The following is an 18,923-nucleotide window of genomic DNA, read 5'->3' as shown; positions in this document are numbered from 1 at the left end:
CAGTACGTCACTCACGACACGCACTTTCGTAACGCGTCAGCTGAAGAGCTTCGCCAACGGGCTCTCGTCCAACCCCGCAAGAAGCGCCGCAGCATCGTCATAAGTCGCGATCGCCCCGGCCTCCGTCAGCTCCGCCGCACCAACCCCACCGGACAGCACCGACACCGTCCGCACTCCAGCCTTCGTCGCCGCGTGCACGTCCCACACCGCGTCGCCGATGAAGATCGTGTCCTCCGGCGCTGTTCCCGCGCTCTCCAGCGCCGCGAACACCGGCTCCGGATCCGGCTTCGTCGCGTCGACGTCCGCGCCCGAAACGATGCCGGACACCACGTCGTCGACGTCGAGGACCCGGCGCTGTTCCTTCAGCTCGTCCGCCCCGGCCGATGTTGCGAGAACCACCCGCACCCCGTGGCCGGCCAGCGCCCGGATCAGCTCGGGCGCCCGGTCGAACGGGCGCAGGAGCGAAGCCGTCTCCAGGTAGAAGCGGCTGTGCAGCTCCTTGACCTCGTCGCCGATGCGGTCGGCGTCCTCGTCGCCCAGAAGTGTGGCCAGCAGCTTGCCGGACCCCTTGCCGATCGCCCGGTGGACGCGCCACGAGTCGACGTCGCGGCCGAGCCGGTGGAACGCCCGGTGCCAGGCGTGGACGTGCAGGTAGTTGGAGTCGACGAGGGTGCCGTCGACGTCGAACAGGACCGCGGTGGTGATGGTCGCCTCCTTAAGCCGGGAGTGCGCGGATACCCCGGGGCCGAACTGGTGAAACGACCGGTGCGCGCCGTGTTTGAGTGGTCGCGGACGGGATATCCGACCGGATGGCCGGGTTTCCGGTCATGAGGGGAGGTTGGTCACCGATGCCGACGCGGCAGAACTCGGTGCGGGTGGTTCCCCATCCCGGCGCGATCACGATCGCCTCGGTGCGGGGAGTGCTCGACCAGGACACTTATCCGCAGATCCGCGACGGCCTGCTGAAGATCGCCGCGGAGTCCTCCGACGGCCTGCTGGCCGACGTCGAACAGCTCGAGATCCCCGACGCGGAGCTGGCCGGGGTGTTCCGGCTCGTCGCGCTCCGGGTGCGCGACTGGCCGGCGATCCCGTTCGCGCTGGTGACCGCGCGGCCGGAGCAGCGGGCGATGCTGGGCCGGCGCGTGCCGGTCCACCCGGACGTTCCCTCGGCGGAAGCGGCGCTGACCCGGCCCGCACGGCGACGCGTCGGGCGGCTGTTCGCGCGGTCGCCGCGCACCTCGGCCCGGGCCCGCGGGTTCGTCCGCGGGACCTGCGCGGAGTGGATGGTGCCCGAGCTGGCCGAGGACGCCGAGCTGGTCGCGACCGAGCTGGTCGAAAACGCGCTGCGGCACACGGATTCGGTGCCCCGGCTGCGGCTCGACCTGCGCCGCGGGCGGCTGACCGTCGAGGTCGCCGACGAAAGCGCGCGTCCCGCCGTGCTGCGTGAGGGGCTCGACCTGCTCGAGACGGGGCTCGGCCTGCGGATGGTCACCAAGGTCGCGAAGCGGTGGGGGAGCAGCCGGTCGTGGTCCGGCGGCAAGACCGTGTGGGCCGTGCTGGGCCGCGCGTGAGGGACGTGCGTCACGTCGGGGAACACCGGCGCTTTTCCTTCGTTGTAACGGATGTAGGCACCACCCCAGCTCCCGCTTCCGCTCGCAGGTAACCCCCAGCCTTCGCCGAGCGGGAGCGGGTCTTTCGTCCATTGTGGACTTCGGTGGGGAAACCGTGAGGCCGAGGGTTGCCGGCGCCGCCACCGGGTACCCGGCCTGACCCGCCGGAGGAGAGCCCGATGTCCCACCCGCTCCCGTGCCGAACGCAGTTCGAACTGCTGACCTACGACGGCCGCCTCATGCACCCGGTGCTCTTCCTGCAGCCGGACGACCCGTTCGACCACCTCGGCCTGTTCCGGCTGCTCGCCGCGGCCGGGCTGGCGCTGCCGGCGGCGTGGGAGTGGCGGGGCGGCCTCTGGCCGTTCAGCGTCACCTGCCGGCTGGAGCTCATGGGTGACCCGGCGACGGTGCTGGTCCTCGCCCACGAGCGGCCGGTGACCGCCGGGCTGCCGCCGGCCGAGTGGGCCGCCGCCGTGCTCGCCGGGGAACGCGCGCTGCTGGTCCTCCTGCCGCCCGACCACGAGGCAGGCGACATCGAGAACCTCGCTGTCCAGGAGCGCCGGCGGGCCTGCCTGGCCGGGAGCGTCGAGGCGGGTCAGCGCGAGGAACGGCGGCGGGGCCGGTAGTCGCGCTCGGTCTCGACGTCCCCCTCGGGTGTGTGGACCACGTGCCCGACACCCCGCTTCTTCGCGATCAGCCGGCCGGAGAGCACGGCGTCGGTGCGGCGCGGCGAAGTGTTGGACGCGCGGGCACCACCCTCGACGCGGTTCTTCCACAGTCCGTTTTCGAAGTAGGTGTGCACGTCACCCTCGGCCACGCCCGCCACCTCCGCTCGTGTCCGCGAAGGATGCGGATGCCCGGGCACGGAGCGGACAAACGTTCAGCTCAGCCCGAGCACCCGGACGGCGTTCTCCTTGAGGATCAGCGGCCGCACCTCGTCCTTGAGGTCGAGCGCGGCGAAGTCGGCGAGCCAGCGGTCCGGGGTGATCACCGGGAAGTCCGAGCCGAACAGGACCTTCCGCTTGAGCAGCGAGTTCGCCGCGCGGACCAGCTGCGGCGGGAAGTACTTCGGCGACCAGCCGGACAGGTCGATGTACACGTTCGCCTTGTGCGTCGCGACCGAGATCGCCTCGTCCTGCCACGGCACCGACGGGTGCGCCAGGATGATCGTCAGCTCCGGGAAGTCGGCGGCGACGTCGTCGAGCAGCATCGGGTTCGAGTAGCGCAGCTTGATGCCGTGCCCGCCGGGCAGGCCCGCGCCGATCCCGGTCTGCCCGGTGTGGAACAGCGCGGGCACACCCAGCTCGGCGATCGCTTCGTAGAGCGGGTAGTACCGGACGTCGTTGGGCTCGAACGCCTGCAGGCTCGGGTGGAACTTGAAGCCGCGGACGCCGTGGTCGGCCACCAGCGTCCGCGCGCGGCGCACGGCGGCCTTGCCGGCGTGCGGGTCGACCGAACCGAACGGGATGAGCACGTCCGGGTGCTCGGCGGCGGCGTCGGCGATCTCCTCGCTCGACAGCGCGGGGTGCCCGGTCGCGGCCGGCGCCTCGACGGTGAAGACGACCGCGGCCATCTTCCGCGCCCGGTAGTGCTCGGCGATCGCGGTCACCGTCGGGGTGCGGTCCTGGTCGGCGCGGAAGTACTTCGCGGACGCGTCCAGCAGTTCCTGGTCGAGCGCGAAGCAGCCGTGCCCGTCTTGCTCGACGTGGGTGTGGACGTCGATGGCGGTCAGTGCGGAAAGATCCACGGACGAACTCCAGTCAGGGCAGGTCGGGCTGCGCGGCCTTGGCGGCCAGCAGGCGGTTCAGGACGGCGTCGCGGGCGGCCACGAGGGCACGGTCGTCGGTGCCGGCCCGTTCGGCGTCGACCCCGGCGACGAGCGTCTCGGCCAGCTCCGGGGTCAGGTGGACGCGGCCGAGGTCGCGCCACCACTCTTCGGTGGGCGGGCCGAGGTGCGCCAGGACGTGCGCCAGCCCGCCCGCGCCGCCGGACAGGTGCTGGTTGAGGAACGGGCCGAGCACGGCCCAGCGCAGGCCGGGCCCGTACGCGATCGCCGTGTCGATGTCGGCGACCGTCGCGACCCCGCGTTCGACCAGCGAATACGCCTCCTGCCACAGCGCGGCCTGGAGCCGGTTCGCGATGTGGCCCGGCACTTCCCGCGACAACCGGATCGGCCGCTTCCCGACCGAGGTGTAGAACGCCACGGCCCGGTCGACGACCTCGGGCGCGGTGTCGCGGCCGGGCACGACCTCGACGAGCGGGATCAGGTGCGGCGGGTTGAACGGGTGCCCGATGACAACCCGCTCGGGATGGTGCGGGCAGCCGCGGGCGATGACGCTGGGCAGCAGCCCGGACGAGCTGCTGGCCAGGATCACGTCCGGCCGCGCGGCCTCGTCGAGGACGGCGAACAGCGCGTGCTTGACGTCCTCACGCTCAGGACCGTTCTCCTGCACAAAATCCGCCGCGGCGGCCGCTTCTCCGGCGTCGGCGACGAACCGCAGCCGATCCGTCGGCGTGCCTTCGAGAGCAGTGCGCAGCCGTTCTTCGGCGCCGGGTGCCGGATCGGTGGCGACGACGTCGAGGCCGTGGGCGAGGAACAGCCCCGCCCAGCTCGCGCCGATCACACCGGTGCCGACGACCGCGACGGTGCTCATGCGCGTGCCCGGAAGTGGTCGAGGGCGGTGGGATCGGCCAGGACGTCCTTGCCGACGACGTCGTCGGCCCGGGCGCCGAGCAGGAGTTTCTTCACGGGCAGCTCCAGTTTTTTCCCGGTGCGGTTGCGGGGGATCACCGGGACGGCGGTGATCGAGTCCGGCACGTGCCGTGGGGACAGCGCGCTCTTCAACGCCGTCGCGATCTTCTCGCGCAGCGGCGCGTCCAAGGCGCCGTCCCGGAGAACGACGTAGAGGCGCAGGTCGCCGTTCCCGCCCGCGGGGTCCTCGAGGTGCACCACGAGGGAGTCGTCGATCTCCGGGAGCTCCTCGACGACGCTGTAGAACTCCGCGGTGCCGAGCCGGACGCCGCCGCGGTTGAGGGTGGCGTCCGAGCGCCCGGCGATGACGCAGCCGCCGCCGGGGGAGAACCGGATCCAGTCGCCGTGCCGCCAGATGCCGGGGTAGGTCGCGAAGTAGGTCTCCCGGTAGCGCGAACCCGTGTCATCACCCCAGAACCCGACCGGCATGGACGGCATCGGCGCGGTGATGACCAGCTCACCCAGCTCGCCGACCACCGTGTTGCCGTCGAGGTCGAACGCCTTCGCGTCGACCCCCAGGCACGGTCCGGAGATCTCGCCGGCGACCACGGGCTGCAGCGGGCCGCCCTGGACGATCCCGCTGCAGACGTCGGTGCCGCCGCTGCCGACGTTGAGCAGGACGTCCGGCCCGAAGACGTCCCGCACCCAGTGGTAGCCCTCCGCCGGCAGCGGGCTCCCGGCCGCGCCGAGCTGCCGGAGCGCGGACAGGTCGAACGACGCGGCCGGGTCGAGGCCCGCCTTCCGGCACGCCATCAGGAATCCCGGGCTGGCGCCCATCAGCGTCGCGCGGGTCTCGGCGGCGAGCCGCCACTGCCAGGCGAGGTCCGGGTGCAGCGGGTTGCCGTCGACCAGCACGATCGACGCGCCGGTGAGCAGCCCCGACACCAGCGCGTTCCACATCATCCAGGCGGTGGTGGAGAACCACAGGATCCGGTCGCCCGGGCGCAGGTCCCAGCTGAGGCCGTGGTTCTTCAGGTGCTCCAGCAGGATCCCGCCGTGGCCGTGCACGATCGCCTTCGGCTTCCCGGTGGTGCCGGAGGAGAACAGCACGCACAGCGGGTGCGCAAAGCCGACCGGCTCGAACCCGGGTGCACTCTCGGTGAGCAGCTCGCTCCAAGTGAGCGTGCCCGGGAGGTCGTGGTTGCCGTAGGGGACGTGGACGACGTGCTCCACGGTGGTCAGCCCGGCGCGGATCTCGGCGACCTCGGCGCGGCGGTCGACTTCTTTGGCGCCGTAGCGGTATCCGGACACCGTCAGCAGCACCCGCGGCTCGACCTGGCCGAACCGGTCGACCACCGAGCGGGCGCCGAACTCGGGCGCGCAGGAGGCCCAGATCGCGCCCAGGCTCGCGACCGCGAGGTAGGCGACGACGGTTTCGGGGATGTTGGGCAGGTACGCGACAACGCGGTCGCCGCGGCCGACGCCGAGCCGGGCCAGGCCGGCCCGCGCCCGGGCGACCCGGTCGCGCAGCTCGCCCCACGTCAGCTCGGTGCGCTCGCGGGTCTGCGAGTAGCCGATGACGGCGACCTCGTCGTCAGGCTGGTGGCCGAGGGCGTGCTCGGCGTAGTTGAGGGTCGCGCCGGGGAACCACTCGGTGCCGGGCATCCGCGGGTCCGGCACGACACTCGAAGCGGGGGAGTGGAAGCGGACGCCGAAGAAGTCCTTGATCGAGGACCAGAAGCCGTCGAGGTCGGTCACCGACCAGCGGTGCAGCGCGGCGTAGTCGTCGAAGGTGTGACCGCGGGCGGCCAGCCACCCGAGGTACCGGCCGATCTCGGTGGTCTCACGGACGTCGGGCGCGACCGGGCGCAGGATCATCGGCCGACCTTCCCGGCGCGCTTGTCCAGGAACGCCTGCATCCGCTCCTTCGCCTCACCGCTGCCACTGGCGACCGCGGCCATCAGCGACTCCATCAGGTACCCCTCGGCCGGGTTGGCCTCGGCGATCCGGGGGAGGGCCTGCAGCACGGCGAAGTTCGTGATGGGGGAGTTCGCGGCGATCTTGCGGGCCAGGCCGAGCGCGTGCTCGAAGCCGTCTTCGACGCGGTAGTGCGACAACCCGGCCGCATGGCCCTCGTCGGCGTCGAGGACGCGGCCGGTGAGCATCATGTCGGCCATCCGGTGCGCGCCGATCAGCCGCGGCACCCGCACCGATGCGCCGCCGCCGACGAACAGCCCGCGCTGGCCCTCCGGCAGCGCGTAGAACGCCGACGGCTCGGCGACGCGGATGTGCGCGGCCGCCGCCAGTTCCAGCCCGCCGCCGACCACCGCGCCCTTGAGCACGGCGACCACCGGGACGCGGCCGCGTTCGAGCCGCTCGAAGGCGCGGTGCCACATCATCGAGTGCTCCAGGCCCTCGAACACGTCGCGTTCGGTGAGCTCGGACAGGTCGAGCCCGGCCGAGAAGTGCTCACCGTCCGCGGCGAGCACCACGGCCTTGACGCCCGGCGGCGGCGCGCCGAAGAACGCTTCGAGGCCGAGGACGGTGGCGTCGTCCAGGGCGTTGCGCTTCGCCGGGCGCGACAGCCACAGCACGGCGATGTCGTCCTTCAGCTCGAGGCGCAGTGAGTCGGGCAGGAGAGCGATGGTCATGCGGATCCGATCGGGAAGGTTTCGGCGGCGAGGGCGCGCAGTTCGACACGCCGGATCTTGCCGGTGGCGTTGCGCGGCAGGGCATCGGTGAACCGCACGTGTTTCGGGAGCTTGTAGCGGGCGAGGTGCTGCTCGAGATGCGCCCGGAAAGTCGTTTCGTCCAGCTGCGCGCCGGGCCGGACGACGACGTAGGCGGCGCCGGCCTCACCCCAGCGCTCGTCGGCGACACCCACCACGGCGCAGTCGTCGACCTCGTCGAGCCGGACGGCGACCGCCTCGATCTCGGCGGGGTAGACGTTCTCACCACCGGAGATGATCAGGTCCTTGACCCGGTCGACGACGTGCGCCCAGCCGTCCTCGTCGACGCGGACGACGTCGCCGCTGCGGAACCACTCGCCGTCGACGAAGCTCGCGGCCGACTCCTCGGGCCGGTTCCAGTAACCGCCGAAGACGTGCGGTCCGCGCACCAGCAGCTCGACCGGTGTCGCGCCGAGCGGTTCCGGCGTCAGGTCCGGGCCGAGGGCGGCCACGTCGGTGAAGAAGTGCGGCACACCGGCGGCGACGGGGTGGTCGAGCGTGCCTTCGTGGGTGGCCATCGAGACCCCCGGTGAGGCTTCGGTCATGCCGTAGCCCTGGAGGAGTTTCACGCCGCGGTCGAGCCACGCGCGGGCGACGCGCTCAGCGACCGGCGAGCCGCCGTAGAGCACGCACGTCAGCGAGCTCAGGTCGGTGTGGTCCCAGTCCTCGTGCCGGCACAGCATTTCCAGCATGGTGGGGACGGCGGAGAAGCTCGTGATCCCGGCGGTGCCGATCCGGCCGAGGATCGCGCCGGGCTCGAACTTCGCGACCGGCTCCACACTGCCGCCCTTGAACAGCGTCGGCAGTGTGATCTGGCCCAGCCCGACGCAGTGGAACAACGGCGCGATGCACAGCGCCTTGTCGGTGCTCAGGACGTCGAGGTGGGCGAGCTGGTTGACGGTGTTCCAGGTGAGGTTCCCGTGGGTGAGCACCGCGGCCTTCGGCCGGCCGGTGGTGCCGGAGGTGTAGAGCAGCAGGCAGGGATCCTCGAGCCGGACGCCGGTCGACGGCGCGGGCCCGGCGGTGGCGAGCTCCGCCTCGAAGTCCAGCCCGCCCGCCGGGCACGACGCCGGATCCGTCGCCAGGACGTGCCGCACGGTCTCCGGCAGCGGGCCGGCCGCGGCCACGAGGTGGTCGGTGTCCGGGCTGTGCACGAGCACGGAAGTGCCGCTGTCGTCGAGCATGTACCGGATTTCCGGGCCGGAAAGCCGGTAGTTGAGCGGGACGAAGAGCGCGCCGCAGCGGGCGGTGGCGAAGAGCGTCTCGAACACGGTGACGTCGTTGACGCCGAGGTAGGCCACGCGGTCACCCGCGCGCACCCCGAGCCGGGTGAGCGCCCCGGCGAGCCGCTCGACGCGCTCGGCGAGCCCGGCGTACGTCAACGTGCGGCCTGGTTGCACGAGCGCGGTGCGGCCCGGCGAGATCCGCGCGCGGCGTTCGGCCCAGCTGCCCAGGCCGAAGTCGGCCGGGCCGGGAGATCGGGTCACGGCAGTCGTCTCCTTCGCGCCGGTGGCAGGTTTCCTGTGATCGCGGCTCGGCCGAATGGATCAACCGTGGACCACAGCTGGGCTGCCGTTCCGGACCGCAACATTGGATGTAAGGAAACCTGATATCCATCAGGATGCGCAAGGTCTGTGTTGCTGTCAAGGAAGAGCAGGGGTTCACCCGGGGAGGTGGTTTGCGGAACGGGCGTGCGGGCCGCGTGCGGACGTGCCGGGTTCGGCCGTTGGCGGGGTTGCGCCGTTTGGATCAAAGGCTAGGCTGCGAAGTGCGGTTCAGCAGCAAAGCCGCTCCCCCTCCGCTTGCCAGCGTTCGAGCGGGCCGGGTGAGGCCCGTTCGTCACGTCATCTGGGAATGAAGGCGTGTATTGATGTTAGTCGTCCAGCCCCCCGCGACGGCGATCCCCGTGGTGCCGTCGGCGCGTGTGCCCCGAACCGCGTCCGAGATCCAGGTGATCCGCCCGTACTTCGGCGCGGTCATGGTCCGGATCCGCGGCGCCCTCGACGAGGACAGCGCTCCCCAGCTCCGGTCCGAACTGAGCACGTGGGCGCACCGCCGGTTCCCGGTCCTCGTCCTCGACCTGTCGGAGGTCGACTTCCTCGACACCGACGGGCTCGCCGTGCTCGGCGACATCCAGGCCCGGACCGTCCGCGAGAACGCCACCCTGCGGATCGTCACCGGCGACAACCGCATGGTGCGCCGGGCGCTCTCGGTCAGCGGGCTCGACCACGCGCTGAACGTCAGCCGGCTGCCGTCCGGCTGGGAACGCGCGACGGAGATCCCCAGCCAGAGCTGACCGCGGTCAGGCTTCGGGCGCCGGGCCCGACCGGCGACGGCAGGTCCTGGGCGGCGGGCTCAGCGCACGCTCAGCGCGTCGTGCCGGCCCTCGATCGTTTCGCGGAGTGCGTCGTCGGTCGGTGCCGGCTCGATGCCGAAGGCGGTGGTCGCGGCCGACGAGTCGAGGACGAACGGCCCTCGCAGCTGGTACTGCATCTCGACCATCTCGCGGGCAGCCGGGTTGAAGAGCCCGGCGAGGCGCAGGGCGATGCCGGGCATCGTGGTGAGGCGGGCCGCCGGCGCGTCCGCGATTTCGGCGGCACGCTCGGCGAGCCGGCGGATCGAGACCGCCGGTGCGGTCGGCACGTGCCACGGCCGTCCCCACGCCTGCTCGTCGGCGGCCACTGCGACGAGCGTGCGGGCGACGTCGCCGACGTAGGTCCAGCTGTGCGGGGCGTCGAGGTCGGCCGGCGCCGACGCGCGCTTGCCGGCGAGAACCTTGGGCAGCACCAAGGCGGTGAACGCCGACAGGGTGCCCGCGCCCAGGTAGTCGGAGCCGCGCACCTCGGCCGTGCGGATCCGGCCGGCTTCGTGCGCGGCCAGCGCGTCGGCCCACAGCTGGGCGCGCACCTCGCCCTTCGCCGAGTTGGGCCGCATCGGCAGCTGCTCGGTCATCGGGGCGTCGACGGCGCCGTAGCCGTAGAGGTTGCCGGTGGTGACGAGCACGGCGCCCGTCCGCTCGGCGGCCTGGAGGAGAGCCGCGCCGAGGGGCGGCCAGTCGGTGAGCCAACGGTGATAAGCGGGCCCCGCGCAGCTGTACAGCGCGACGGCGCCTTCGGTGTGGCTCGCGAGAGCGGCGGCGTCGGCAGCGTCCGCGGCGACCCGCTCGACGCCGTCGAGCACCGGGCCGCCACCGCTACGGCTGAGCAGGCGGACCTCGTCTCCCCGGGCGGCGAGCAGGCGGGCGGCGGCCGCGCCGACGGGACCGGCGCCGACAACTACGTGCAGGGACATGGGGGACCACCTTTTTCACAGAGTCGAGAGAACAGTGTTCTCGGATATGAACACCGTACTGTCGTGGTCGCCACATCGTCAAGAACACTGTTCTCGTCGTGATCGGGTGTTCTCGGACTGTGCGACACTGGGATCATGTCCGCCTCGTCGCTGCGCGCCCGGGTCCGCTCGGAGATGCACCAGGAGATCAAGGAAGTCGCCCGCCGGCGCCTCGCCGCGGAGGGCGCGAACCTCTCACTGCGCGCGGTCGCGCGGGACATGGGGATCGTCGCTTCCGCGCTGTACCGGTACTTCCCGAGCCGGGACGCCCTGCTGACGGCGTTGATCATCGACGCGTACGAAGGCCTGGGGACGGCCGCGGCCGACGCCGAAGCGGCGATCCCGCGTGCGGATCTGCGCGGCCGGTGGCTCGCGGTGTGCGGCGCGGTCCGCTCTTGGGCGCTGGCGCACCCGGCGGAATACGGCCTGCTGTACGGAAACCCCGTGCCCGGTTACGCGGCCCCGCAGGAAACGGTGGCCCCCGCGGCGACGGTCGTCCTGCTGCTCGCCGCGATCGCGGGCGAGGCGCCGGGCGAGGTCCCGGCGGGATCACCGCTCCCCGAGCCGGTTCGCGCCGACCTGCGGCGGCTGATCGAGGACCAGCCGGGGGAGCTGTCGGAAGAGCGGCTGGACCGCGTGTGCGTCGCCTGGACGCAGCTGTTCGGGCAGGTCAACTTCGAGGTCTTCGGCCGGCTCGACGACCTGGTCCAGGCGCGGGCCGAGTACTTCGAGCACCACATGGCCTTGCTGGCCGATCTCGCCGGCCTGCCCTGACCGGGCTCAAGCGCCGAAGTACACCCGGAACGTCGTGCCGTGCTCGCCGGTGTGCAGGCGGACGAGGTCGGCGAGGTGGTTCACCAGCAGCAGCCCCCGGCCCCGGGGCTGCGCGGGTGTCGCCGGACGGCGGCCGGCCAGGGGGTCGGTGAGCGTCCCGCCGTCGTGAACCTCGCAGACGAACGAGCCGTGCTCGGTCCAGAGCCGGACGGTGCCGGTGCCGCTGCCGTGCTCGATGCTGTTGGCCAGCAGCTCCGTGACCACGACCTCGGCGTCGGCGGCCTGGTCGGCGGTCAGCCCGGCGGCGACCGCGTGGGCGCGGGCCAGTGCCCGGGCCGCGGCGAGGTCCGTGGTGTCCGGCAGTTCGGCCACGTCGTCCGGCACCGGCAGCGGCCGGTTGTAGCGGGCGACGATCTCGCCGGGGGCGTACGCGGTGCTGGCGCGGCGGCCCGCGCCGTCGATCACGACCGGGTGGGTGGCTTCGGCGTCGGCAAGGACGTCCGGGGTGAGCTCCCCGACGTCGTACGGGCAGAGGATCGTCACGTCCCGGCCGGTGAAGGCCAGGTTGATGAGGGCTTCGTGCTGGGCGCACGCCGGGTACTCGACGGCCGACCGCTGCGCCCAGATCGGTTCGCCGATGATCCGCACCGGCCGGCCCGCGTGGGTGTCGGCGAATTCCCGCAGCACGCCGGGGATGATCCGGCCGGGGTTGCGCCCGGCTTCGGTCATGTCCAGCAGGCGGACCCGGTCCGCGTCCGCGCCGAGCTCCCGCCGCAGCAGCCGGAGGTTGCCCCCGGGTACCGCGATCGCCACCGGCTCACCCGCGGCGAGGCCGCTCCACACGAACGGCACGGTCTCGGCGAGGTACTCGGCGGCGCCGCGGTAGAACAGCGCCGGGTGCGCGAAGGGCTCGGCAGCGGTCGTGCTCACGTCGCCTCCTCGGCACCCGGAAGGCCCTCAGTATGCGCGGCGGGGCCTGCGGCCGGTTCGGCGGCAGGGTTTCGCGGCTGGTGATGCAGTGAACGACCCTTTCACCTCGTCCGACGAGGTGAAAGGGTCGTTCATGACGGCGGCGGGGTCAGCGGCCGTCGGGGATGTTCTGCAGGAACGCCAGCGGGTCCTCGCCGAAACTGGCGAGCGCCCGGCGCCGGATCACCGACGAGGCCGCGGCGGCGGCGACACCCCAGCCGGCGATCACCACGACCACCGCGGGCGCCGGGAGCAGCCGGTCCAGGAGGGCGAGGCACACGGTGGCGGCGAGCGCTGCGACCCGGGCCAGGCCGAAGTACCAGCGCCGGGGACCGGCCGTGAAGACCCGGGTGCCGGCCAGGTACATCGTCAGCCCGGCCGTGATGAACCACGCCGCCGCGTGCGGCGGGGACTCGTGCAGCGACAGGTTCACCCCGGCCGCGACGAGCACCAGCGCGAAGGCCGGGAAGAGGTGCCCGGTGGCGTACAGCGAATACGCGAGCGCGGGGTTGCCGCCGGAGACGTCGAGCATGCGCTCGTAGAGCTCCGCGGCGGAGGTGAAGTACACCCACCACAATGCGCCGGCCAGCACCAGGCCGCCGGCCATCGCCAGCCAGTAGCCGGCGTCGTCGGCCGGGCGCTCGAGCGCCGCGGTGCCGACCGTGAACACCAGTTCGCCGAGCAGCAGGATCATGAAGAGCCCGAAGCGCTCGGCGAGGTGGGCCGAGTCGACCGCCAGGTTCGGGTCACGCGGCGGGGCGAGCAGCTCGCGCCACCGCGCCGCCGGCGTCGGCCGCTGCTGGCGCTCGCCGCGCCGGTGTCCGGGACGGTCGCCGAGCAGCAGGAACCCCGCCTCCTGCAGCAGGGTCACCGCCCACAGGACGTAGACCCACGGCTGCGGCACGACCACCGACACGCCGAACACGACGGCCGACGCCGTGTAGCCCCAGCTGATCCGGCGCTGGTCGAGCCCGGCGCGGGCGGGCCACCGGTGCGCGGCGGCCAGGATCACCCGGACCCCGGCCATGGCCGCGGCGAAGATCGCCGGGTGCCCGTCGAAGACGTGGTGGGCCTGGGTGGCGGCGATCGCGCAGGGGATGGTGCCGGCGAGCACGAACAGCCGGGCGGCGGCGCTGCTGTCGTCACCGCGGCGGTTGTAGAGCACGGCGAAGCCGATCCACGTCCACCACAGCGTCGCGAACAGGCCCAGCGCGACGCCGACACGGACCCAGTGCGGCTCCGCCACGATGCCGTGCGCCACCTGGCCCACGGCGAACACGAACACGAGGTCGAAGTACAGCTCGACCCACCCGACCCGCTTGCCGTGCCCGGTCTCGCCGCCGCTGGTGTCGTCCACATCGGTCACGGCGGCGATTCTGCCGCCTCGCGCGCCGCGGGGGCTCGGCGGGGCGGCGCGCGGGAATTAATAACGAACCATTCGAATAATGGCCGATTTCGCCACGAATTCGCTCGACGGCCCAGCCTGGCGACTCCTGTGGGTAATTCTGCCGCCAGTGCGGCGAGGCCGGTCGTTTACCGCCCAGTAGGGCCTGGAGCTGCGTGAACACGCTTGTACGATGTACAAGCAGCGACCGTCGGAACACGATAAGTGAGCCATCGGAGCGAATCGGAAAGAATTCGTTACCGGCCTTCTGAAACGCCGATGCTTAGGGTTGACAAGCGTGGCGGAGGTGATGTTCTCTGCTGGTCGGCCCGATCAACGCCACGTCTTCCGCGGCACGGGAGTGAGGCAATTCCACCGGTTCGGGAGCCGGTGCCCGGTCCGCTCGGGACGTCCTTGATCGGCCTTGGGGTTCTCCTCGTCCTGTCCGAGTTCGAAGTCAGCCGCGGCTGGGAATCGAGCGGTTCCGCCATGCACGAAAGCAGGTCCACGCCCCGCCGGCCGGCGGACGCCGCGTGGTGGCCGGCCAACTGGAGCGTCCGCACCAAGATCAGCGTGGTCCTCCTGTTGCCCGTCCTCGTCGCCGTGGCGCTCGCGGAGGTCCGGATCCAGGGTGAGCTCGACCGCGCCACCGAGCTCAGCGCGGCGCGCGACCGGTTGCCGGTGCTGCGCGACACGATGGACCTGACCGCGTCACTGGGCCAGGAGATGGTCGCCGCGGTGGCCGTGCCGGGCGGCGCGCCGAGCACGCTGACCGCCGCCGTGGACACGAAGGTGGCCGCGATCCAGCGCGACACGAGCTTCTCGCCGCTGCCCGGCGACTCCGGCCGGACGCTGAACACCGTGCTGGGCAAGCTCGCCGGGATCCGGGCGGCCGGGTCCGGCGGCGGGGACGTGCGCACCAAGGCCGCCGGCTACAACGACGTCATCTCCACCCTCGGCGACCTCGTGCCGACACTCGTCCCGGCCGATGTGGGCAGTGAAACCGCCGCCGGCGCGGAAACCGCCCGGCTGCTGGTGCACCTGCGGGGCGAATTGGCCACCGAAGAGACCTACGTGCGGGCGGCGGAGGCCAGCCCGGACGACGCTTCGCTGCGCCCGGCCACCGTGCTGACCGCGGCCGAGCAGGAGGTGCTCCGCGAACAGGCCGAGCACCAGCTGAAGGGTGACGTGCTGGCCCGGTTCACCGCGGCGACGCGCACCGCCGACGGCCGGCTCGACGCCCTGCAGGACTCCGGGAACGGCGGTGCGCTCGCGTCCTTCCTGCCCTCGATCACCGCCGAAACGACCGGTGTCACCGGCGTGCTGAACGACGTCGCGGGAACGCTGTCCTCGAACGTGTCCCTGGCGGCGGACGAGGCCCGGTCGGACTCCCTGCGTGACACGGCCCTGGTCCTCGGCGCACTGCTCGGCGCGCTCGCCATCGCCCTGCTGGTGGTGCGGTCGCTCGTGACGCCGGTGCGCCGGCTGCGTGCGGCGGCCCTGCACGCGGCGCACGAGCAGCTGCCCGAAACCGTCCGCCAGGTCCGCGACGGCACCGAGGTCGACTGGCGCGCGGTGCCCGCGGTCGGCATCCGCACCGAAGAGGAGATCGGCCAGCTGGCCCGCGCCTTCGACGACATGCACCGCCAGGCCGTCCGGCTCGCGGTCGAGCAGGCCGACCTCCGCAAGCAGGTCAGCGAGATGTTCATGACGCTGTCGCGGCGGAGCCAGTCGCCGGTGGACCTGCAGCTGACGATCATCGAGGACCTCGAGGCCGGGGAGCAGGACCCGCTCCGGCTGGACGAGCTGTTCCGGATCGACCACATCGCCACCCGGCTGCGCCGCAACGGCGAGAACCTGCACGTGCTGGCCGGTGGCCGCCCGGTCCGGCACGGCCGGGAACCGGTGCCCACGCGCGACCTGCTGCGCGCGGCGACGTCGGAGGTCAAGGACTACCGGCGGGTGGCGCTCGGCAACGCGCCGCGCAGCTCGGTGCAGCCGGAAGCGGCCGCGGACGTGGTGCACATCCTCGCCGAGCTGCTGGAGAACGCGACGCGGTTTTCCCCGCCGGAGCACAAGGTGGCGCTCACCGCCGACCGCGGCGCCGACGGCGGGCTGCTGATCGAGGTCGTCGACCAGGGCCTCGGCATGACGGCCGCCGAGCTCACGACGGTCAACGACCGGCTCGCCGCGGCGGGGACGGTCGGCCCGGAGACGACCCGGCGGATGGGCCTGTTCGTGGTCGGCCGGCTCGCCGCGCTGCACGGCGTCACGGTGCGGCTGCGCGCGACCGGCCCGGGCACCCGGCACGGCGGTGTCACCGCGAGCGTGCACGTGCCCGGCGCGCTGGTCATCGCCGACCTCGCCCGCCCGATCGGCGCGGGCCGCCGGTCCGCCGAACCCGCGGCCGCGCACCGCAACGGTCACCCCCGGCCGGTGGTGCCGACGCAGGGGGCGACGCCGATCTTCGAGCAGGTGGTGACGAGCTGGTTCACCGAGCCGGGCGCCAAGCCGCTGGTCCGGCGGACCCCGATCGAGCCCGCGGCGCCGGTGGATCCGGCGAGCGCGGCCTGGCCGGGCGGCGCTCCGGTGGGCGACGAGCCGGTGCCTCCGGCCGGCCGGGAGCGCTCCACCGGAATGTCGTCCGGGAACTGGCCTGTTCCGGGTGAGTCCGGCGCGGCGGCGCGGACCGGCTCGACGGGAACGCCGTTGCCGAAGCGGGCTGGTTCCGGCTTGGCGGGGATGTCGTCGGGGGGCTTGCGTGGCCCGGCCGACTCCGCGGCGGATCCGGGAGCGGATCGGGCCGGGTCGGCTGGAACGCCTTCGGCCGACCGGCGAGCTCCGGCCGAGTCCGGCGAGGAGCTGGCTGCGGCGAACGGAACGTCGTCGGCGGACCGATCCGGCACGGCTGATGCGGGCGAGGTCCCGGTGACGAACCGGCCTGGCTCGGCCGATTCCGGTGGTTCGCCGGTCGCGGATCGTTCTGGCGCGGCTGATTCGGGCGGCTTCCCGGTGGGGAACCGGTCCGGCGGGGCCGACTCTGGCAGCTTCCCGGTGGGGAACCGAGCCGGTGCAGACGATTCCGGTGGTTTCCCGGTGGCGCATCGCTCCGGTGCGGGCGACTCCGGCGGCTTCCCGGTGGGGAACCGAGCCGGTGCGGGCGATTCCGGTGGTTTTCCGGTGGGGAACCGGGCCGGTGCGGGCGATTCCGGTGGTTTTCCGGTGGGGAACCGGGCCGGTGCGGGCGACTCCGGCGGGTTCCCGGTGCCGAACCGGTCCGGCGTGGCCGACTCCGGCGCGATTCCGGCGGCGGACTGGCCGACCTCGATCGAAAAGCCGGTGGCTCCCTCGAACCGGTCCACCCCGGCCGATTCCGACCCGGCGTCCGCAGGCCGTGCCTCGACCGCGAAGCACTCATCGGACCGCGGTGCGGAACCCGCCACCCGGGTGGGGGAGTGGGCCGGCCCGGCCGACCAGGCGCGCAAGGCCGCCGAAAGCGCTCTCAAGCCGGCCGTGCAGCAGCTGACCGAGGCCGGGCTGCCGACCCGGCGGCCCGGTGCGCAGCTCGCGCCCGGTGCGGCGCTGCCCCGCACACGTCAGCAGGACAGCGGCGTGTTCCGGGACCCGAGCGCCGTCCGGAACAGCTTGTCCCGGCACTACCAGGGCATGCGCGCGGCCCGGCAGCAGACCGCGGCCCGCGTCGAAGAAACCGGAGAGGACGGAGTGGAACCCCGATGACGGAACTTCCCGACGTGCAGCCGCGACGTGAAGCGTCGGCGCGGAGCCGCAGCGGAACGCTGGCCTTCCCCGGCCAAGCGCCGCCGCCCGAGCGGACGGCGACGCTGAACTGGCTGGTCAACGGGTTCGTCCAGGACGTCTCGGGGGTCGCGCACGCGGTTCTGGTGTCGGCGGACGGGCTGCTCGTGGCGGCCGATGACACCCTGCCCCGCGAGCGCGCCGACCAGCTGGCGGCCATCGCGGCCGGGCTGTCGAGCCTCTCGCTGGGCACCGCGGAGCTGTTCACCGCCGGCCGGGTGGTGCAGTCGGTGATCGAGATGGAGCAGGGTTTCCTGCTGCTGATGAGCGTCGGCGACGGCTCGAACCTCGTCGTCCTCGCCTCGACCGGCTGCGACATCGGGCTGGTCGGCTACGAGATGACCATGCTGGTCGAGCGGGTCGGGCAGAAGGTCGACGTGCCCGCGCGCGAGATGCCGGTGGCCCAGGACCGGCGGTGACCGGCTACGCGCCGCCCGGCCCGGACGAAGGGGAGCCGCGCCGCAGCCCGGCGCTCGCCCGCCCCTACGCCTGGACCGAAGGCCGGACGGCGCCGTCGGTGGACATCGCGGTCGAAGCGCTCGTCGAGACCACGGCGGCGGGCCGGGCCGAGCTCGCCTACCAGTCGTCGAGCGCGCTCGCGCAGGTCACCGAGCTGTGCATCCGGCCGCGGTCGCTGATGGAGGTCGCCGCGCTGCTGGGGCTGCCGCTGGGGGTGGTCCGCGTGCTCGTCTCGGACCTGATGCAGGAGCGGCTGGTGATCGTCCGCGACACGCTGTCGGACAACTCCAGCTGGGACGACCGCCACGACCTGATGGAGCGCGTGCTGCACGGCCTGCGCGACCTCTGAAAGGACGCACCATGGAACACTTCGCGCTCGGGCACTGGCTGCTCGTGCTCGCCTACCTGACGTCGGTGGTCGGCTGCGCGCTCGGCCTCGCGTGCGCGGTGCAGGCGCGCCACGCGGCGACCGAGCGGCAGCGCATCCGGTGGCTGGTGCTGGCGGCCGTCTCGATCGGCGGTGTCGGCATCTGGCTCATGCACTTCGTGGCGATGCTCGGGTTCAGCACCCCGGGCATGCCGGTGCGCTACGACGTCTTCCGCACGGTGCTGTCCGCGCTGCTGTCGGTGTCGGCGGTGTTCGCCGGCCTCCTGGTGGTGGGCGGCCGCGCCCGGTTCGGCTGGTGGCGGCTCGCCCTCGGCGGCGTGATCACCGGGCTGGCCGTGAACGTCATGCACTACACCGGAATGTCGGCCCTGCGCGTGAAGGGCGACTTCGGCTACGACGGTCTGCTGGTGGCGCTGTCGGTGGTGATCGCGGTGGTCGCGGCGACGGCGGCCCTCTGGTTCGCGGTCTTCCTCGACCGGCTCTCGCTGCGGCTGCTGGCCGGCTTCGTGATGGGCGCGGCGGTCACCGGCATGCACTACACGGGCATGGCCGCGGTCCGGATGAACATGGACATGAGCGCCCCGGACCCGGCGGGCGTGGAGGTGTTCTCGTTCCTGTTCCCGGTGTTCGTCCTGGCGGCGATCGCGATGGCCGTCCCGCTGTGCGCGGTCCTGATGGCGCCGGCGATCGAGGCGAAGGCAGCGGCTCCGGCGGTGGAAGAGGAACCCGTCACGGTGTGAGCTGTGCGCGGACGGCGTCCGATCGGTGAGTT

General features: G+C 72.7%; 18 protein-coding genes. 8 read left to right on the top strand and 10 right to left on the bottom strand.

The window, feature by feature from the left end; genetic code table 11:
* Nucleotides 1-36: 36 nt before the first annotated feature.
* Entirely contained in the window at nt 37-651 is a 615-nt protein-coding gene (locus tag ACIA5G_RS13425) for an HAD family hydrolase (RefSeq protein WP_395923517.1), read from the bottom strand.
* Nucleotides 652-848: 197 nt separating this feature from the next.
* On the opposite strand from ACIA5G_RS13425, the gene ACIA5G_RS13420 reads away from it, so the two are divergent.
* Together ACIA5G_RS13420 and ACIA5G_RS13415 are read left to right on the top strand one after the other, a co-directional pair.
* Entirely contained in the window at nt 849-1,571 is a 723-nt protein-coding gene (locus tag ACIA5G_RS13420) for an ATP-binding protein (RefSeq protein ID WP_395923066.1), read from the top strand.
* 218 nt (nt 1,572-1,789) lie between these two features.
* Nucleotides 1,790-2,236 carry a hypothetical protein gene (locus tag ACIA5G_RS13415; protein ID WP_395923064.1) on the top strand — a complete coding sequence of 149 codons (447 nt, stop codon included), beginning with the start codon at nt 1,790-1,792 and terminating at the stop codon, nt 2,234-2,236.
* Here ACIA5G_RS13415 and ACIA5G_RS13410 read toward each other — a convergent pair.
* The 6 genes from ACIA5G_RS13410 to ACIA5G_RS13385 all read right to left on the bottom strand — a co-directional run bounded on the left by ACIA5G_RS13410 (nt 2,206) and on the right by ACIA5G_RS13385 (nt 8,518).
* Nucleotides 2,206-2,427, bottom strand: coding sequence for a DUF2188 domain-containing protein (locus ACIA5G_RS13410; RefSeq protein WP_395923063.1), 222 nt, complete (start codon nt 2,425-2,427; stop codon nt 2,206-2,208). The two genes, ACIA5G_RS13415 and ACIA5G_RS13410, sit on opposite strands and share 31 nt — an antisense overlap.
* 63 nt (nt 2,428-2,490) lie before the next feature.
* On the bottom strand, nt 2,491-3,357 hold the full coding sequence (gene couO, locus ACIA5G_RS13405; RefSeq protein ID WP_395923062.1) for a 4-hydroxyphenyl-beta-ketoacyl-CoA hydrolase: 867 nt from the start codon (nt 3,355-3,357) through the stop codon (nt 2,491-2,493).
* A 13-nt stretch (nt 3,358-3,370) separates the two neighbouring features.
* A complete protein-coding gene (locus tag ACIA5G_RS13400; RefSeq protein WP_395923060.1) occupies nt 3,371-4,264 on the bottom strand; it encodes a 3-hydroxyacyl-CoA dehydrogenase NAD-binding domain-containing protein in 894 nt (297 codons plus the stop codon).
* Nucleotides 4,261-6,180: an acetoacetate--CoA ligase gene (locus tag ACIA5G_RS13395; RefSeq protein WP_395923059.1), complete on the bottom strand. Its 1,920-nt coding sequence runs from the start codon at nt 6,178-6,180 to the stop codon at nt 4,261-4,263. The genes ACIA5G_RS13400 and ACIA5G_RS13395 overlap by 4 nt, the downstream gene beginning before the upstream one ends.
* The gene (locus tag ACIA5G_RS13390; protein ID WP_395923058.1) at nt 6,177-6,953 is read right to left on the bottom strand and encodes a crotonase/enoyl-CoA hydratase family protein; all 777 of its coding nucleotides are present in this window, start codon (nt 6,951-6,953) and stop codon (nt 6,177-6,179) included. Before ACIA5G_RS13390 ends, ACIA5G_RS13395 begins: the two co-directional genes overlap by 4 nt.
* Entirely contained in the window at nt 6,950-8,518 is a 1,569-nt protein-coding gene (locus ACIA5G_RS13385) for a long-chain fatty acid--CoA ligase (protein ID WP_395923056.1), read from the bottom strand. Before ACIA5G_RS13385 ends, ACIA5G_RS13390 begins: the two co-directional genes overlap by 4 nt.
* A 383-nt stretch (nt 8,519-8,901) precedes the next feature.
* Here ACIA5G_RS13385 and ACIA5G_RS13380 point away from each other — a divergent pair, with 383 nt between their 5' ends.
* On the top strand, nt 8,902-9,327 hold the full coding sequence (locus ACIA5G_RS13380; RefSeq protein ID WP_395923055.1) for an STAS domain-containing protein: 426 nt from the start codon (nt 8,902-8,904) through the stop codon (nt 9,325-9,327).
* A 59-nt stretch (nt 9,328-9,386) separates the two neighbouring features.
* Here ACIA5G_RS13380 and ACIA5G_RS13375 read toward each other — a convergent pair whose 3' ends face one another.
* On the bottom strand, nt 9,387-10,322 hold the full coding sequence (locus tag ACIA5G_RS13375; protein ID WP_395923053.1) for an NAD-dependent epimerase/dehydratase family protein: 936 nt from the start codon (nt 10,320-10,322) through the stop codon (nt 9,387-9,389).
* A 135-nt stretch (nt 10,323-10,457) separates the two neighbouring features.
* Between ACIA5G_RS13375 and ACIA5G_RS13370 the strand changes: the two genes are divergently transcribed.
* Nucleotides 10,458-11,135: a TetR/AcrR family transcriptional regulator gene (locus tag ACIA5G_RS13370; protein WP_395923051.1), complete on the top strand. Its 678-nt coding sequence runs from the start codon at nt 10,458-10,460 to the stop codon at nt 11,133-11,135.
* Nucleotides 11,136-11,141: 6 nt separating this feature from the next.
* On the opposite strand, the gene ACIA5G_RS13365 is transcribed toward ACIA5G_RS13370, so the two are convergent.
* Nucleotides 11,142-12,065 (bottom strand): anti-sigma factor RsbA family regulatory protein, encoded by a 924-nt coding sequence (locus tag ACIA5G_RS13365; protein WP_395923049.1) that lies wholly within the window; start codon nt 12,063-12,065, stop codon nt 11,142-11,144.
* 148 nt (nt 12,066-12,213) lie between these two features.
* The gene (locus ACIA5G_RS13360; RefSeq protein ID WP_395923047.1) at nt 12,214-13,470 is read right to left on the bottom strand and encodes a low temperature requirement protein A; all 1,257 of its coding nucleotides are present in this window, start codon (nt 13,468-13,470) and stop codon (nt 12,214-12,216) included.
* A gap of 507 nt (nt 13,471-13,977) precedes the next feature.
* Here ACIA5G_RS13360 and ACIA5G_RS13355 point away from each other — a divergent pair.
* The 4 genes from ACIA5G_RS13355 to ACIA5G_RS13340 are packed head-to-tail and all read left to right on the top strand — an operon-like array spanning nt 13,978 to nt 18,891.
* Nucleotides 13,978-17,226, top strand: coding sequence for an ATP-binding protein (locus ACIA5G_RS13355; protein ID WP_395923045.1), 3,249 nt, complete (start codon nt 13,978-13,980; stop codon nt 17,224-17,226).
* The gene (locus ACIA5G_RS13350; protein WP_395923043.1) at nt 17,223-17,723 is read left to right on the top strand and encodes a roadblock/LC7 domain-containing protein; all 501 of its coding nucleotides are present in this window, start codon (nt 17,223-17,225) and stop codon (nt 17,721-17,723) included. The genes ACIA5G_RS13355 and ACIA5G_RS13350 overlap by 4 nt, the downstream gene beginning before the upstream one ends.
* Complete coding sequence (locus ACIA5G_RS13345; protein ID WP_395923041.1) at nt 17,720-18,112, top strand: DUF742 domain-containing protein; 393 nt, start codon at nt 17,720-17,722, stop codon at nt 18,110-18,112. The genes ACIA5G_RS13350 and ACIA5G_RS13345 overlap by 4 nt, the downstream gene beginning before the upstream one ends.
* An 11-nt stretch (nt 18,113-18,123) precedes the next feature.
* Entirely contained in the window at nt 18,124-18,891 is a 768-nt protein-coding gene (locus tag ACIA5G_RS13340) for an MHYT domain-containing protein (RefSeq protein WP_395923039.1), read from the top strand.
* The last annotated feature ends 32 nt before the right edge of the window (nt 18,892-18,923 follow it).

This window comes from Amycolatopsis sp. NPDC051758 (genome assembly GCF_044453095.1).
Lineage (GTDB): Bacteria > Actinomycetota > Actinomycetes > Mycobacteriales > Pseudonocardiaceae > Amycolatopsis.
Note: the sequence above shows the minus strand (reverse complement) of the source record. Positions and strands in the feature narration are given on the sequence as shown.